General features: G+C 65.2%; 12 protein-coding genes. 7 read left to right on the top strand and 5 right to left on the bottom strand.

Features of this window, described 5'->3' with window-relative positions:
• Positions 1-281 precede the first annotated feature (281 nt).
• The 7 genes from ABWO17_RS11215 (at position 282) to rfaD (ending at position 7,953) form a co-directional block, all read left to right on the top strand.
• Positions 282-1,043: a dCTP deaminase domain-containing protein gene (locus tag ABWO17_RS11215; protein ID WP_353118545.1), complete on the top strand. Its 762-nt coding sequence runs from the start codon at positions 282-284 to the stop codon at positions 1,041-1,043.
• Positions 1,027-1,899, top strand: a complete 873-nt coding sequence (locus ABWO17_RS11220; RefSeq protein WP_353118547.1) for a thymidylate synthase — start codon at positions 1,027-1,029, stop codon at positions 1,897-1,899. The genes ABWO17_RS11215 and ABWO17_RS11220 overlap by 17 nt, the downstream gene beginning before the upstream one ends.
• Positions 1,900-2,028: 129 nt before the next feature.
• The gene (locus tag ABWO17_RS11225; protein ID WP_353118549.1) at positions 2,029-2,628 is read left to right on the top strand and encodes a tetratricopeptide repeat protein; all 600 of its coding nucleotides are present in this window, start codon (positions 2,029-2,031) and stop codon (positions 2,626-2,628) included.
• Between the two features lie 115 nt (positions 2,629-2,743).
• Positions 2,744-3,472: a metallophosphoesterase family protein gene (locus ABWO17_RS11230; protein ID WP_353118551.1), complete on the top strand. Its 729-nt coding sequence runs from the start codon at positions 2,744-2,746 to the stop codon at positions 3,470-3,472.
• A gap of 224 nt (positions 3,473-3,696) precedes the next feature.
• A complete protein-coding gene (locus ABWO17_RS11235) occupies positions 3,697-5,466 on the top strand; it encodes a protein kinase domain-containing protein (RefSeq protein WP_353118553.1) in 1,770 nt (589 codons plus the stop codon).
• Positions 5,467-5,679: 213 nt separating this feature from the next.
• On the top strand, positions 5,680-6,627 hold the full coding sequence (locus tag ABWO17_RS11240) for a YkgJ family cysteine cluster protein (RefSeq protein WP_353118554.1): 948 nt from the start codon (positions 5,680-5,682) through the stop codon (positions 6,625-6,627).
• A 342-nt stretch (positions 6,628-6,969) separates the two neighbouring features.
• Positions 6,970-7,953, top strand: coding sequence for an ADP-glyceromanno-heptose 6-epimerase (gene rfaD / locus ABWO17_RS11245; RefSeq protein WP_353118556.1), 984 nt, complete (start codon positions 6,970-6,972; stop codon positions 7,951-7,953).
• A gap of 212 nt (positions 7,954-8,165) precedes the next feature.
• Here the strand turns inward: rfaD and ABWO17_RS11250 are convergent, their stop codons facing one another.
• The 5 genes from ABWO17_RS11250 to mutL form a co-directional block, all read right to left on the bottom strand.
• Entirely contained in the window at positions 8,166-9,815 is a 1,650-nt protein-coding gene (locus tag ABWO17_RS11250) for a nickel-dependent hydrogenase large subunit (protein ID WP_353118557.1), read from the bottom strand.
• Positions 9,816-9,826: 11 nt separating this feature from the next.
• Positions 9,827-10,795 (bottom strand): hydrogenase small subunit, encoded by a 969-nt coding sequence (locus ABWO17_RS11255; protein WP_353118559.1) that lies wholly within the window; start codon positions 10,793-10,795, stop codon positions 9,827-9,829.
• Positions 10,792-11,196 carry a cytochrome c3 family protein gene (locus tag ABWO17_RS11260; RefSeq protein WP_190244735.1) on the bottom strand — a complete coding sequence of 135 codons (405 nt, stop codon included), beginning with the start codon at positions 11,194-11,196 and terminating at the stop codon, positions 10,792-10,794. The genes ABWO17_RS11255 and ABWO17_RS11260 overlap by 4 nt, the downstream gene beginning before the upstream one ends.
• 342 nt (positions 11,197-11,538) lie before the next feature.
• The gene (locus ABWO17_RS11265) at positions 11,539-13,098 is read right to left on the bottom strand and encodes a response regulator (protein ID WP_353118561.1); all 1,560 of its coding nucleotides are present in this window, start codon (positions 13,096-13,098) and stop codon (positions 11,539-11,541) included.
• 244 nt (positions 13,099-13,342) lie between these two features.
• Positions 13,343-15,634: a DNA mismatch repair endonuclease MutL gene (gene mutL / locus ABWO17_RS11270; RefSeq protein ID WP_353118563.1), complete on the bottom strand. Its 2,292-nt coding sequence runs from the start codon at positions 15,632-15,634 to the stop codon at positions 13,343-13,345.
• Between the last annotated feature and the right edge of the window lie 128 nt (positions 15,635-15,762).

Consider the following 15,762-nt stretch of genomic DNA (forward strand, 5'->3'; position numbering starts at 1 on the left):
GGCGTTTGTGCGCAGTTTACATGTAGCGAATTTGGCGTGAAAAATTCATCCGTGTTCCTTTCTGCTGTAGGGATGGCATGGTTTATGGCGTGTTAGTAGTAGTTTCAGTAGATAAGGCGTTGAAATTAAACAGTGTTCATTTTAATACCGGAAGTTATCGATGGCTGGCATCTGTTTTGTTGTTTACCTTGTGCGTCATTTTTGTGAAAAGTTTGATTGTGTGGTGTGTTAATTAGAAGCCGTGCTAGATATGAGGCAATTCGATAAGGAGTTTTTTGGGTATGGCTATATCACCGCGGAATGTTATTAATAATGGTTTTGTCATTGATGGGACTGCATCTAATCTTAGGAGTGGATCTTATGACGTCATTGTTGATGCGATAGTTTGTGATGGTAATGTTGTAGAATCTGGAGAGTATACTCTTGAACCGCAGCAGATGGTCGTTGTTGTTTCTAAGGAGAGAATATGTTTGGACGATAGCCATATTGCTTTTGCGCATCCTAAAACGTCGCTTTGTAGAAGTGGAATATTGGCGTTAAATACTGGTATTATTGATCCTGGATATGATGGGCATATTTCAACTGTTATTATTAATTTTAGAAAGAGGGCGTATACTATTAAAAAAGGAGAAAGTTTTTTAAGGATAGTCTTTCATAAATTTTGTGAAGATAATGCGATTATGTTTGGGAGAAGGGGTAGCGGTAGATCTAAATATATAAAAAGTGTTATTGAGGACACAAAGGTTTATCCTTCAACATTTCTTGATGTAGAGGGTGTTGCTGATGGAGTCGTGAAACGTGTACATGAAGAAGTTTTTGGGAAATTTATAACAAAGATAGTGAGTTATACGTCTCTATTTGTTGCTGTGGTTACAGCGTTTGGGTTTTATGTCGCGTGGATGCAGTATAATATGCAGAATAGAGCGCTGGACTTCGTACAGGTTGAAGCTCGTGATGATATAAAAAGCATGAACGTCGAGATTTCACGGCTTAAGGAGCGTTTATCTGTGGTTGAAGGGGGCGGAGATGTACATAGAAAGTGAATCTATTTCTGAATCGTTAGTTGCATTATCCCGCCTGCTGATTTCTGAAGGTTTTCCAGCGTCACCGAGAGATATTCCTACACTTGAGTTGCGAGGAGTGCTTATTCGTATAAAGGACCCGAGAAACCGTATCGTGTGTGTGCCTGAGAGAAGGTGGAGCGCATCGTATGCTGTCGGAGAATTTTGTTGGCACATGTCTGCTGATAATAGTCTTGAATTTATAAAATACTATTCTGAAGCCTGGAGAGCATTTTCGGATAATGGGGTGGAGATTAGTGGAAGTTGCTATGGAAGGCATATTTTTTCTGGTGGAAATGCATCACAATGGAGCACTGTTAAGAATCTCTTGCGCTCCGATGTGAACTCCAGGCGTGCGGTGTTGTACTTTGCAGATCCTGGGTATGATCTGGAGTCAGCAAAGGACGTTCCATGCATTTCTAATATGCAATTTATGGTAAGAAATAGAAAAATTGATTGTTTTGTTAGCATGCGTAGTAATGATCTTATATTAGGCTACTGCTATGATGTGTATTTCATGACCATGCTGCAAGAAATGATGGCGGTGGAATTGGGGCTTGATATTGGAGAGTATACGCATTTTGTGGCGTCTATGCATGCGTATTGCGATAAGCTTGATGTTGTTCGCAACGTATCGAGCAGTGCAATGTCTATATGTGAGCCAATGAGTCCAATGTGCTGTGTTGATGAAATAAGCACTGTATTAGAAGTTGAGAGAATGTTGCGGTCTGGTGATGCTAATGGGTTGAATTTGATAGGTAATCTTAGCGAGTACTGGAAAGATTTTTGTAGCCCGTTGATAAATAAGTTTTATAAGAAGCATGGTTGTTCCATGTGATATTTATTTTTATACGCCTGCACCAGTGTTCTTTCTGATAAATCGACTTAGCTTGGCTGGGTGGGGCCGGGGCCGTACTGTGCTGCCCGTTCCGAGGCCGTCATGCACCCCGGCAGGCAGGAGAATACCATGAACACCAGCCTTCGCACGCTCACCCTCGCCGCCGTGCTGGCGGCGTTTGCCGTTACGGGGTGCGCCACCACCAGCATGCACGCCTCGTCGCAGATGGAGGAAGGGCAGTTCCGTCAGGCGGCGGAAACCTACGCCGCCGCCCAGCGTGAAAATCCGGATGACTGGCAGTCCGGCGTGCGGCGCGGCTATGCGCTGTACCGCGCCGGAGACTATCAGGCCGCTCAGGACGTTCTGAAGCCCCTGTGGACCAACCGTCGCGCCGCCGAATACGCCCGGTTCTGGGCGGGCATTGCCGCCATTGCCGCCCGCGATGAAGCCGCCGCCCGCACCGCGTGGTCGGAATGGACCGCCAGCCGCTTCGAGATCGTACGGGCCATCCGGCCCCGCGTGGAACAGCTGATGTCCGGCGAACTGCCCCTCGGCCCGCAGGCCGCCAGCGGCTATGTTGCCGAGGCCGCCACGGCCAACGGGCGCGAGGCCCATGCCGATGCCCGCTACGGCTGGCGGCCCCTGTCGCCGGGCTACTCGCGGTCCTACGAGCGCGACGCCTTTTCCGACACCATGCTGCCGGTGACGCCCCAGCCGTATCTGCCGTAGAAAAAGTCACCCCGAAGCCCCAGCGCGTGAAACATCCGCCGGGGCTTTCGCATTCCCCGGTTGCGCATCCTCTCCCACCCTTCCCAACCAACCCCGCGCCTGCTATCCGTAAGCCATGAAGCTGGCGGTCATTTCCGACATTCACGGCAACCTCGGTGCGTTCAAGGCGGTGCTGGCCGACATGGACGCGCAGGGGGCCACTTGCGCCGTGTCTCTGGGCGACAACGTGGGCTACGGGCCGGATCCTGGCCCGGTGCTGCGCCTTGTGGCCAGTCGGCACATCCCTTCGGTGGCGGGCAATCACGAGATGGCCGTGGCCGACCCCCGCTGGCTGCGCGAGTTCAACAGCCAGTCGCGCGATGCCGTGCGCATGACCATGGACTGGCTGGACGACGAAGAGGTGGAACTGGCCCGCGCCATGCCCCGCGTGCTGGTGCGCGAAGGCTGCCGCTTCGTGCATGGCATGCCGCCCGATTCGCCCTTCACCTACCTGTACGAATTTCACGGCAAGCGGCTGGCGTCGGTGTTCGACCTGTTCCCGGAGCCCATCTGCTTCGTGGGGCACACCCATGACCTTGAGCTGGTCCGGCGCGATGCCGACGGCGTGGTGGCCCGCGAACCGCTGACAGAGGGCGCGCGCGTGCCGCCCGCGGGGGGGCGTTACCTGATCAGCGCGGGCAGCGTGGGCCAGCCGCGCGACGGCGACAACCGCGCCAAGTACCTGTTGTGGGAACCCGCCCAGCGCCGCCTGACGGTGCGCTTCGTCCCCTACGACGTGCAGGACGCCGCCCGGCGCTTCCGCGAGGCGGGGGTGAATGAGCGGTATGTGCTGCGATTGTTGTAAGGGGTGCCCGACGCCATGTTGCAGAGAACCCCGTCCCGCCACGTCATGCGCCGACCCATCATGATCCCCCCCGCCACGATGCGTCCGGCCATGCCCTGCAACGTCCTGTCCCGCTCCCTGCCGCAGGGGGGCCGCCACTCCGGGGACATTCCGGCGGGCGCGCCCGCTCTTTTGCCACTTCTCTCCCCGCGCGCCCCGCGCATCCCGTCCCGAGGATTTTCCCCATGCGCATAGGTCGTTACGAGGTGTGCGGACTGCTGGGCCGGGGCGGCATGGGCGCGGTGTACAAGGTGCGCCAGCCGGTCACCGGGCGCATCGCCGCGCTGAAGCTGCTGCGCCCCGCCGACGCGTTGGCCGACCTTTCAGATATGGACGATCTGCGCCGCCGCTTCCTGCACGAGGCGCAGGTAATGGCCGCGCTGGACCACCCCCACGTGGCGGCGGTGTGGGACGTGGACGTGGCCCCGGCGGGCACGTTGCGCCTGCCCTCCGGCGACGATTTCTGTCCGCCGCCCGCTGCATGGGGCGGGGGCGCGGGGACTCCGGTTGTGGGAGACGCAGGGGATTCCGGGAGTGTGGGAGACACGGATTCCGCCCCCCCGGAGGACTGCTACCCGGAGCGCGACCGCGCTGCCCGCGTGGCCCGCTTCGGCGATCTGCCCTTCTTCGTCATGGAATACTACTGCCTGAACCTGGGCCTGCTGATCGGCGAAAGCTACCGGGTAGAGGCCCCCACCCGCCGCCTGCCGCTGGAGCGCGCCTGCCGCTACGCCGCGCAGACGCTGGACGCGCTGGCCCGCATGCATCACGCCGGGGTGATCCACCGCGACGTGAAGCCCTTCAACATCATGGTCACCGCCGAAGACGACGTGAAGCTCATCGACTTCGGCCTGTCGCGGTTGCGGGGCGAAACGGGCGTTCTGTCGGGCCTGCGCGGCGATGTCCGGCCCCTGCCGCGCGGGGTCAAGGTGGGGTCGCCGTACTACGCCGCGCCGGAGCAGGAGCGCGACCCGGACGCGGCGGATGGCCGGGCCGACCTGTATGCCGTGGGGGTGATGCTGTTCCGCATGCTGACCGGCGTGCTGCCCACGGACGAATCCTTTGGCGGGCGCATCCCCCGCGCCAGCAAGCGCCATGCGGATATGGACACGGCGTGGGACGACTTTTTCGCGCGGGCCATGGCCCGCGACCCGGCACAGCGCTTTGCGGACGCCCGGACCATGGCGGCGGAACTGGACGCATTGGTGGCCGCGTGGCGCCAGCGGGTGGACGCGGTGTGCCTGCTGCCGGAAGGGGACGGCGCGCCGGGGGCTGGTGGCGGGGATGAATCCGCATCGGCGGGCGGCGATGTTTCGGATACGGCTGGCCGTGCGGCGGCGGACTCCATCTTGTCCGGACAGGTTCGCCCGGTCAGGACCACCCCGGTTCGGTCAGCCCCGGTAAAGGTCGTGCCGCACCATGCCCGCGCCCTGTTCTGGCTGGACGAACTGTGGCGGCCCGCCGGGGTGTTTGCGCCGCTGGCGGATGGCCGCACCGGCGGCCCCCCCTGCGGGGTGCTGCCGGGGCTGCCCGTGCCGGACGCACACGCCGCCGGTGTGCAGGCCCCGCCGATTGATCTTGCCGCGCTGGTGGCGTACCAACCGGCCACGGGGCTGCTGTGGCAGCGTGGCGGCAGCGAGTGGGGCCTGACCCTGGCCGAGGCCCGCGAACACGTGGCCGACATGAACGCGGCGCGGTTTGCCGGGTACGACGACTGGCGGCTGCCCACCGTGGACGAGCTGTGCACCCTGCTGGCCCCGCCGCCGGAAGGGGGCGGCCACTGCGTGCCCCCCGCGCTGGACCCGGCCCCCGACCCGCTGTGGACGGCGGATCGCAAGTCGTTCACGGCGGGGTGGTTCGTCAGCACGTCCATGGGCTTCGTGGGCTGGCAGGACGACACCTGTCGTTTCCATGTGCGTGTGGTCCGGAATATGCTTAGCGACATTCCGGCGTGAATTCGGGCTCGGGTTGCACGGGGCCACGAGCATGGCGTCGCCAACCCGACGCCGCGCAGGCTGCTCCCGCCTCGCCCGCGCTCCGGCCTCCATTCCGCCGCCCGACCGCAGCATTGCGAACGCTGCGCTCGACCTACCCGCACTGGCCCGCGCTCGATTTGACCGCGCACAACTGGCCTGCTCTCAACGCTTTTCATCCCTCACGGAATCCGGATGCACAACGAACACGACATGCCCGCCCTGGCCCCGCAAGCCGACGACACCGACATCGACTGCCGGGGCTGCGGCACCTGCTGTCGCAAGGGCGGACCGGCCCTGCACACGCAGGATCTGGAGCTGTTTCGGGCCGGGCACCTGGCTCCGGAACATTGCCTGACGCTGCGCGCGGGGGAACTGGCCCGCGAGTTGAGCGGCGACCTGCGCCCGCTGGAGCGGGAACTGGTGAAACTGCGCCCGCGCCAAATTTTGGGACAATCGGCCCGCAATGGCGACTGGTCCTGCCTGTTCCTGAATCAGTCCGACAGCCGGTGCGGCGTCTACGCACACCGGCCCGCCGAATGCCGCGCCCTGCTGTGCCGTGATACCTGGGCCATCAAGACCCTGCACGCCGTGGACCGGGTGACCCGGCTGGACGTGCTGGCGGCCTGGGCGGAAGGCGCGGCAGAGCGCGCCAGCCGGACCTGTCAGACAGAACCCGCAAGCCGGGCGGATTCGGCAAGCCAGACATATTCGGCAAGCCAGGCCGATTCCACGGGTCAGGTTCTCGCTGGCTGCGTCGACCCCGGTGTGCCGTGGGCAGACATTCTGGCCGCGCACGAGGAACGTTGCGGCTACGCGGTACTCGCCCCCGTGGGCGCTACCCTGCAACGCGCGGCGGACCAGTTGCGCGCCCGCAACCCCGGCATGGCGGACCCGATCCCCCTGCCGGAATATCCGGACGATACGGTGGCACCGGACGAGGTCGCCCACGCCGTGGATGCGTTTCTGGAAGCCGTGCGCTTCGATTTCGCCTTCCGGTCCATCGTGCGCGAGCGGGCCGGGGCGGCCATGGAAGAACTGGACTTTCTGCTGGGGCGCACCGTTGCGGCCACGGCGGCCATGTATGGGGTGGCCGTGCGCATGGGGGCCGATGGCCCGGAAGTGGTGGTCTTCCCCACCTAGGCCCGCCTCCACTGCGGCCTTTTTGCCCTCTGCCGTCGTCAGAATGGTTTTTTATTCCGGTCGAATACCACAAAAGTACGCTCTGCGGTCCTCATCCGTAAGGTTCGCTCCGCTCGCCCAACGGCTGAGGCACTCCCTTCACAAAAAACGATTCTTCCTAGGCAGAGAACAAAAATTCTCGCAGTGGAAACGGGCCTGAGAAGTCGCTTTCATGGTTGCAAGGCACGCTGGTGCCGGTAGTGCGGCCATCCACGCGCCGCCCCCTTGCCCTGCGGGCCGCATCGCGGCATCATGCCGCACGCCCGGCGCGCCTGCCGGGCAGCCTTCGCAAAGGAGCCTGAAATGTACATCGTCACCGGCGGCGCGGGGTTCATCGGAAGCGCCATGGTCTGGAAGCTGAACCGCATGGGCATCGACGACATCATCATCGTCGACAACCTGGCCACCACGGAAAAGTGGAAGAACCTCGTCAACCTGCGCTACGCAGACTACATCCACCGCGACGGGTTCATGGACATGGTCCTGCACGGCGACCTGCCGTGGGAAGTGGACGCCATCGTGCACATGGGGGCGTGCTCGTCCACCACGGAACGCGACGCCGACTTCCTGATGGAAAACAATTTCCGCTACAGCCGCATGCTGTGCACGCTGGCCATGCAGTCCGGCGCGCGCTTCGTCAACGCCAGCAGCGCCGCCACCTACGGCGATGGCACGCTGGGCTTTTCCGACGACGACGCGCTGATGCCCCGCCTGAAGCCCCTGAACATGTACGGCTACTCCAAGCAGCTGTTCGACCTGTGGGCGCGGCGCGAAGGCCTGCTGGATTCCATAGCCAGCCTGAAGTTCTTCAACGTGTACGGCCCTAACGAATACCACAAGGACGACATGCGCAGCGTCATCTGCAAGTCGTTCCACAACGTGAACAACGCGGGCCGCATCACCCTGTTCCGCTCCAACCACCCGGACTACGCCGACGGCGGCCAGATGCGCGACTTCGTGTACGTGAAGGACTGCGTGGAAGTGATGTGGTGGCTGCTGGAACACCCCGACGTGGGCGGCGTGTTCAACGTGGGCACCGGCACCTCGCGCACGTGGAACGACCTGGCCCGCGCCGTGTTCGCCGCCATGGACCGCCAGCCGGTCATCGAATACATGGACATGCCCGCGCACCTCGCGGGCAAGTACCAGAACTACACCCAGGCCAGCATGGACAAGCTGCGCCGGGCCGGGTGCGACGTGGGCTTCCGGTCGCTGGAAGAGGGCGTTGACGACTACGTGCGCGGCTACCTGGCCACCGATGATCCGTACCTGAGCCCGGAAGCGTAAGGGCGGGAGACCTCTCCCCCCCAAAAAAAGAAGACAGCAAAACGGGGCGGACTGCGCGATGTGCGCGGTCCGCCCCGTTGTTCATTTGTGGTGTCTTTTGAGGGCGGGGTACCGCAGGTCTGTCAGACAGCGGCGAACTGTCAGTCCGCCGGATTGCCTGCCGGATTGCCCGCTGGTCAGGCCGCCGCCCTGATCGTTCGTCGCGTCAAGTGCTACAGAATGCGGAACGACCGCTTGCCCCCCGCGTGCAGCACATGCACGGAGCAGGCAATGCACGGGTCGAACGAATGCACCGTGCGCAAGAGTTCCACCGGGCGGTCGGGGTCCAGCACGGGGTTGCCCATCAGCGACTGTTCCACGGCGGAAGGTTTGCCCTTGTCGCAGCGCGGGCCAAGGTTCCAGGTGCTGGGCACCACCATCTGGTAGTTGGCGGTCTTGCCCTTTTCTATGCGTATCCAGTGCGAAAGCCCTCCACGCGTCACCGCGCAGAAGCCCACGCCCCTGGCTTCGTCGGGCATGGTCCATTCCTTGTAGATTTCCACGGGACCGGCCTTGGCACGGTCTTCCAGGTCGTTCAGCCAGCCCTGCACGCGGTTCATCAGGATGACGCTTTCCACCATGCGCGCGGCGGTGCGGCCCATGGTGGAGAACAGGTTCTCCTGCTTCAGCTTGCAGGCGGCAAGCCAGGCGTCCATGCGGGTGACGGTTTCCTTTTCCCCGCGGGAATAGGCGATAAGGCGGCGGGCCAGCGCCCCGGTTTCCACGGCCTCGCCCTTGTAGCGCGGGGCCTTGGACCAGGAGTAGTGGCCGTCGGGGTCGTAGCCGGTGTAGTCCGGGTCGGTCACGCCGTCATAGGGATGGGCGGGCGGACCCGGCTTGTACCAGCCGCGCGACAGGTGTTCCTGAATCTGCGCGGGGTCCAGGTCCTCGGCCTTGCCGATGGCGTGGCCCCACAGCACCCCGCCCCGGAAGAACGGGTCCTTGCCGGTTTCCGGGTCGTGGAAGTCGGAAAAGTCCATGTAGTTGGTGGTACGTCCGTAAGATGCCACCTCCGGGTAGCGGCGCCCGATGATGGTCAGGTCGCCCAGGTAGTTGTGGTTGATGAAGGTGCGGCACTCCTCGTACAGGGCGCGGAATTCCGCCAGCCGTTCGGGGCGCAGGGCCTCGTAGCAGGTCACCCCGCCCACGCGCATGGTCTGCGAATGGGGGTTCTTGCCCGCGAAGATGGCCATGGCCTTGGCGATCTTCATCTGCACGCGCAAGGCTTCGATGTAGTTGGCGGCCAGCACCAGATTCTCTTCCGGCGACAGGCGGTAGGCCGGGTGCCCGCCCAGGAAGTAGGCGTTGTCCAGCCAGCCCAGCTGCCCGGCATCCACGAACTTCTTCAGTCTGCCCTGCACCACGAACAGGTCGCCGGGGGGCACATCGCGCCCGGAAACCTGGGACGCCAGCTTTGCCGCCGCCACGGGGTCGGCCTTCAGGGCGTTGGCCACGTCGCAGAAATCCAGCGAATGCAGGTGGTAGAAGTGCACCAGGTGGTCGTGCACGATGAGCGTGGCAAGGATAAGGTGGCGCACCAGTTCCGCCGCCGGGGGGGCCTTGAAGCCCATGGCGTTTTCCACGGCGCGGATGCTGGTGAGCGAGTGGGTGGTGGTGCACACGCCGCAGGCGCGCTGCACGTAGTTGTGCACGTCTTCGGGCGGGCGCCCCTTGACGATGATCTCCAGCCCCCGGAACAGCTGGGTGCTGGACCATGCGTTGTCCACCACCCCGTTCTTGACCGAGACGTCGATCTTCAGGTGTCCCTCGATGCGGGTGACCGGGTCCACCACGATGCGGCCGGTATAGGCTTTGTCAGCCATGAAATGCCTCCTCAGGCGTCATCGCCCTTTTCGCGCACGTCGCGGTTGAAGGGGGCAAGCTGGTCCCAGAATCCGGGTTCGCTGCATCCGATGCAGGGCGCGCCCGAGCGCACCGGCCAGGTGGTCTGGTTGAACAGCGCGGTTGGACAGTTGTTGTACGTCCACGGGCCACGGCACCCCAGCTTGTGCAGGCACCAGCCGTCGCGCGCCTGCTGCGATGAGAACGTGGGAGCGAATTCGCCCTTGTCGAAGTGGGGCCGCCGTTCGCACAGGTCGTGCACGGTCTTGCCGTAGAACAGCTTGGGGCGGCCCGAGGTGTCGAGGGCGGGCAGGCCCTTGGTCAGCAGGTGCACCACCGTGCCCACGAAGTTCACGGGGTTGGGCGGGCAGCCGGGCAGGTTGATGGGCGCGATGCCCAGCGGCTTCAGCGCGGCGCCAACACCGATGGCCTTGGACGGATTGGGCGCGGCGGCCTGGATGCCCCCGTAGCTGGCGCAGCTGCCCATGGCGATGACGCCCTTGGCCTTGCCCGCCACCTCGGTGAACAGCGAGAGCATGGTCTGTCCGCCCACCTGGCCGTACACTCCGCCGTCGCGCGTGGGTATGGCCCCCTCGATGACGCAGAAGTAGCCGTCCGGATTCTTCATGGCCTTTTGCAGCGCCGCGTGGGCGGCATGCCCGGCGGCGGCCATGACCGTCTCGCAGTAGTCCAGCGAGACAACCTCCATGATCAGCACGTCGAAGTACGGGTCCACCAGGCGCAGCAGCGCTTCCGTGCAGCCGGTGCATTCCGCGCCGTGCATGTAGATGACCGAAGGCTTCTTCTTGCCTTCCAGCGCGCGGGCGATCTGCGCGCCCATGGAGGCCTCCAGCCCCATGGCCACGGCCACCATGCCGCAGAATTTCAGAAAGTCGCGCCGCGAGACGCCGCGTTCTTCGGCCTCTGCACGGCGCGCCACGAATTGGGCGAGAGCGTTCATTGGGCCTCCGTCTTCTTGTGGCAGCCACGGGTGCACGAGAGGGGCGGCATCTTTCCGGCCTCGCGCATCTTGCGGTGGCAACCGAGGCAACTGTGGGTGCTGTCGTTGTGCCAGGCCATGTAGAACGACGAGGTTTCCGTGACCGTGGGCTTGTTGTGGCACTGGGTGCAGGGCAGGAACTGGCCGAGGGTCCTGTCCGACTCTTCGTGGTGGCACGAATCGCAGGAATTCAGCACGGCATGCTTGCCATGAGGAAAGGTGACCGCCTTCACCCATGCGGCCATGGGCTGGTTCTTTTCCGGCCGCTTGATGATGATCTCCTTGGGCACCTCGTACGCCAGCAGCGCCGTGGGCAGCAGGAGCAGGAGGAAAGCCGCCGCAAGACATCGGATACGGTGCATCGGGTTCGCCTCCCTGATGGGGGTTGTGGATGTTCGACCGTAGGTGGGGCGGCAAGGGCGGCGAATGATAATCATCGGGCGGCACGAACGGGGCAAGCGTGCCACCGGAGGTGGCAGGGGGATGGGGGCGGGAATGATGCCGGGAGGGGGCGGGGACGGCGGGCAGGGAGGCGGCATGGAGGGGGTTGGACGGGCGCGGGCACGCCCGAACAGATGCGCCCGAACAGATGCGCCAGACAGGTCGCATCGGGCAAAGGAAAGGCCCGGCGCACTGAAGAGCCGGGCCTTGGGGGGGCAGGATGCAGGGAAAGGGGCGGAAAGGGGCCGAAGGACGTTGCGGCGCTATTCTTCGGCCAGCAGGTCGGCCACGTCGCCGGGGTCCACGGGTACGGCCAGCATCAGCAGCAGGCCGTCCGGTTCGCGCCGCACGTGCAGCAGACAGCTCAGGTCACGGGCCAGCTTGTAGCTGACGGCCAGCGGCTGCGGTCCCTGCTGGTCGCCGAAGGGCATCAGCGACAGTTCCGCGTCGTGGGCCAGGGGCGATTCGGTGCGCAGCAGCACCTCCACCAGTTGACCACGGCCCACGTCGCGGCAGCGCAGCACGGTTTCGCTGCCGGGCGCGCCGTGCTCCACGGCCAGCCCCGCCATGCCCACCACGATCTGGGCCAGCAGGTCCGGGTCCGACTGCACGGACGGCAGATCAGCGGCAGCCTCCACCCGCAGTCCCACCCCCTTGCGCTGCAAGGGGGCGTGCAGCAGGTCCGCCGCAAAATCCAGCACGGCGGCCAGGCTGCACGGGCGGGACGCGATGTCCACGGGGGCCAGGTACCGCTGCACCCGGTTGATCAGGGCTTCCAGCCGGGTGGCTTCCTCCAGCACGACCTCCGCCTCGTGGGCGTCGGGAAACTTGCGGTGCAGGGTGCGGGCAAAACCCGCCAGGGCAAAGACCGGGTTGCGGAATTCGTGGGCGATTTCGTCCACCAGCGCGCCCAGGGTGTTCAGCTTTTCGCGCTGTACCAGCAGCCGTTCCAGAAACACCCGGCGCGAAAGGTCGATCAGTACCCCCTCGATGCGCCCCGGCATGCCGCGCGCAAGGTCGGGCGAGGCCACGGCGGTGGAGCGGGCCTGCACGAACAGGGGCACCCCGCGCGGGTTTATCATGCGAAATTCCAGCGAAAAGGGCGTGCTGGCGGCAAACGCGCCGGAAAACGCGGCGCGCACCCGCTCGCGGTCTTCGGGGAACACGTTGTCCATGAACCAGCCGGGTTCCAGCAGGGCCTGTTCCGGCGTCCAGCCCAGCACGGTGCGGCAGGCCTCGTTGACGAAGGTGAGCTCCAGCGTGTCGTCGAGGCTGAAGACCACCACCGGCAAGCCCTGCACCAGCCCGGAGTAGCGCGACTCCATGGCGGAGAGCCGCTCGCGCAGGCGGCGGCGTTCCATACAGTTGCGCACCGTGAGCGCCAGCATGTTCATGTTCAGGATGGGCTTGGTGATGTAGTCCCACGCGCCCAGCTTGAAGGCGTTGATGGCGTCGCCGATCTCCGCCCGGCCGGATACCACCACCACCGGCACTTCGGGCGATTCCTGGGCCATGCGTTCCAGCACCGCATCGCCGGAAATGCCGGGAATGCCCAGGTCCAGCAGCACCACGTCGGGCCGTTGTTCGCGTACCACCCGCAACGCCGAGATGCCGTCCTCTGCCTCGATGACCTGATAGCCTTCATCGGAAAGCCACGCGGCGATGGATTGGCGGATGACCGGATCGTCCTCCACCGACAGCACGCAGGCGGGGCGGCCATGCGGGTGAGGGGCGCCGGGAGCGCGGGGTGGAGGGAACGGCGGGGACTGGGGTGACTGGGGTGACTGGGGCGATTGGGGCGGCTGCGAGGACTGTGGGCACATGGGGGCCGGGCTCCTTGCGGCCGCGCGGCACGGGCGCGCGGGCAGGCGTTGCGGACACGGGCGGTGTCCGGCGGCAAAGGGCTCAAGGCGTGGACAGGGCCGGAACGGCGAGGCTCCGGCACCTGCGCGAGGGTATCCCGTGCAGAGTACCCCGGCGGTGGCGCCGGGTAAAGGGGCTGAGTGGAATTGGCGCGAAAGGGCGGGCGCGGAGGGCAGGGGGAAAACGACAACCTGGAACCAGCCCCTAGGCTTTCCGCTTGAACATCCGCTCCATCTCGCCGGGAGTGAAGGTAAGCACCGCCGGGCGGCCATGCGGGCAGAAGTCGCGCCCCGGCGTGGCCAGCCACTGGGCCACCAGTCCGGCGGCCTCGTCGGAGGTCAGGCGCTGCCCGGCCTTGATGGCGCCCTTGCAGGCCATCATGGCCCACAGTGCATCCAGGCTGTTGGTGCGTCCGGCCACCGCCTCGCGCAGGAAGGCGGCGGCTTCGGAACGGTCCAGCAGGGCGGGCACGGCGCGGGCGCGCACCGTGGTGCCGGTGGTTTCCAGCGCAAAGCCCAGGGCTTCCAGGTCGGCGCGCAGTTCGTGCAGCCGTTCCGCCTCCGCCGGGTGCAGGGGCAGTTCCACGGGCAGGGCCAGGAACTGGCCGCCGCCCGCCGTGCCGCGCCGTTTGATGCGCTCGTGCAGCACGCATTCGTGGGCGGCGTGCTGGTCCACCAGCAGCAGGGTGTCGCGGCCCCGGCGCAGCACCAGATAGGTGTCCGCGATCTGGCCGAGGTAGGTGTACTCGCCGATGCGTACGCCGCCCTCGCGGGTGTCCTCAGGGATGAAGTCCGCTGGATATGGCTGCGCGGCGGGGGCGTCCGCATCGGTAAAGGGGCGGCTGCCGTCCGAAAGCAGGCCGGGGGACGCGGCAAGGCCCGCTTCTTCGGCCACCAGCAGGGCGGGTGCGGGGCCGTCGCGCCGCGCGCCGGGCAGGCCGGGGCGGAAGTCGATGCGCGGGTCTGCGGAGTCCGAAAGATGGGCGGGGTCTGCACCAGTCGCAACACCGGAGCCGGATGGTCCGAACGGGTCGAGCGGAGCGGGGGCGGCGTGGCCGCCAGCGCCGTCGGGGCCAGCGGCGTCATTGCCGACAGGGGCCGCGTAAGGATCGTCCTCGCGCTGGCGCTTGTCGATGATCACGTCGCGGGCGTCGGCCTGCCCCCAGAAGCCCAGCGGGCGCGCCTCGCGCCGGGGGGCGTCCGGATCGGAAAGAGTGTGGCCGACGGCGCCAGCCTGCGGGGGCTGCCCGTGATTCCCGGCCCGCCAGTCGTTCGGCTGTTGCCCCATGCCCGCGAACGGGTTCTGCCCCGGCTGCGCCCCCGACGCTTCATCGCCAGCGCCCATGGCAGGCATGCGGTCCAGCGACTCGCCCAGCGCGCGCAGCACGGCCACGAACACGGCGCGCTCGTCGCGAAAGCGCACCTCGCTCTTGGCCGGGTGCACGTTCACGTCCACCTCTTCCGGGTCGATGTCCAGGAACAGCGCCAGTTGCGGATATTCGCGGGCCAGCAGGCGGCCCTTGTACGCCTCGCGCACGGCTTTGAGCAGCAGGCGGTCGTTGACGGCGCGGCCATTGACGTACAGCAGCATGCGGTCGGGCCGGGGCTGGGCGCCGCGCGGGTCCGCCGCCAGGCCGTGCACGCGGATGCCGTCGGTCATGCGGTCGAAGGGGTGCAGGGTGTCCACCACCGCCGGGGGCCACAGCACCGCCAGCCGTCGGGCCAGGGTCTGCCCGGCGGGAAAGCGCAGCACCTCGCGCCCGCCTGCGGTCAGGGTGAAGGCCACGTCGGGCCGGGTCAGGGCCAGCCGCGCGAAGAGTTCCTGGGCGCGCTTCAGTTCGGTGGCCTGGGTCTTCAGGAATTTCAGGCGCGCGGGCACGTTGGCGAACAGGTCGCGCACCTCGACGATGGTGCCCCGGTGCAGCGCCGCCGGACCGGCGGAGACCACGTGGCCGTGCGCCACCTCTATGTAGGTGGCCTCGCCGGGGGTGCCGTCTGGAGCAACCGGGGCGGAGGTCATGCGGAACCGCGACACCGAGGCAATGGAGGGCAGCGCCTCGCCCCGAAAGCCGAAGCTGCCGATGCGGGCCAGTTCGGCGAGGTTGGCCACCTTGCTGGTGGCGTGGCGGGTGACGGCCAGCTCCAGTTCTTCCGCCGGGATGCCGGTGCCGTCGTCGCGCACCATGATCAGCGACTGGCCGCCGTTGTCCAGGGCCACTTCCACGGTGGTGGCCCCGGCGTCCAGGCTGTTTTCCACCAGTTCCTTGACCACGCTGGCCGGGCGTTCCACCACTTCGCCTGCGGCAATCTGGTTGCGCAGGTCGGCGGGCAGCACCTGGATGCGGCGGCGCGGGCCGCGCGGCCCGCTATTGCCGGACGTGCCGGATGAGGCGGATGTGGCGGATGAGGAGGACGTGCCGGACGTGGCATCCGGGGCGGAGGCTGCGGCGTTGCCGGAAACGGGGGCTGGTGCGGTGTCGTGGTCGTGCGTGTGCATGGTTCATCTGTAGCCACTCGGGCGGGCAAGGTAAAGCGGCGGCGGGGAAGCCCGCAGGGCAGTCGGCACGGTATCGGCGGGCAACCATGCGGCTGCGCGCGCCCATCGGCCCGGATGATAGTTGATGA

Origin of the sequence: Nitratidesulfovibrio sp. (genome assembly GCF_040373385.1) — a bacterium.
GTDB lineage: Bacteria > Desulfobacterota > Desulfovibrionia > Desulfovibrionales > Desulfovibrionaceae > Cupidesulfovibrio.

Bases quoted from the DNA above. Each gene is read 5' to 3' on its own strand.
- ABWO17_RS11240 (WP_353118554.1), top strand. From the start codon at position 5,680: ATGCACAACGAACACGACATGCCCGCCCTGGCCCCGCAAGCCGACGAC.
- rfaD (WP_353118556.1), top strand. From the start codon at position 6,970: ATGTACATCGTCACCGGCGGCGCGGGGTTCATCGGAAGCGCCATGGTC.
- ABWO17_RS11225 (WP_353118549.1), top strand. From the start codon at position 2,029: ATGAACACCAGCCTTCGCACGCTCACCCTCGCCGCCGTGCTGGCGGCG.
- ABWO17_RS11260 (WP_190244735.1), bottom strand. From the start codon at position 11,196: ATGCACCGTATCCGATGTCTTGCGGCGGCTTTCCTCCTGCTCCTGCTG.
- ABWO17_RS11215 (WP_353118545.1), top strand. From the start codon at position 282: ATGGCTATATCACCGCGGAATGTTATTAATAATGGTTTTGTCATTGAT.
- ABWO17_RS11235 (WP_353118553.1), top strand. From the start codon at position 3,697: ATGCGCATAGGTCGTTACGAGGTGTGCGGACTGCTGGGCCGGGGCGGC.
- ABWO17_RS11265 (WP_353118561.1), bottom strand. From the start codon at position 13,098: ATGTGCCCACAGTCCTCGCAGCCGCCCCAATCGCCCCAGTCACCCCAG.
- ABWO17_RS11230 (WP_353118551.1), top strand. From the start codon at position 2,744: ATGAAGCTGGCGGTCATTTCCGACATTCACGGCAACCTCGGTGCGTTC.
- ABWO17_RS11255 (WP_353118559.1), bottom strand. From the start codon at position 10,795: ATGAACGCTCTCGCCCAATTCGTGGCGCGCCGTGCAGAGGCCGAAGAA.
- ABWO17_RS11220 (WP_353118547.1), top strand. From the start codon at position 1,027: ATGTACATAGAAAGTGAATCTATTTCTGAATCGTTAGTTGCATTATCC.
- mutL (WP_353118563.1), bottom strand. From the start codon at position 15,634: ATGCACACGCACGACCACGACACCGCACCAGCCCCCGTTTCCGGCAAC.
- ABWO17_RS11250 (WP_353118557.1), bottom strand. From the start codon at position 9,815: ATGGCTGACAAAGCCTATACCGGCCGCATCGTGGTGGACCCGGTCACC.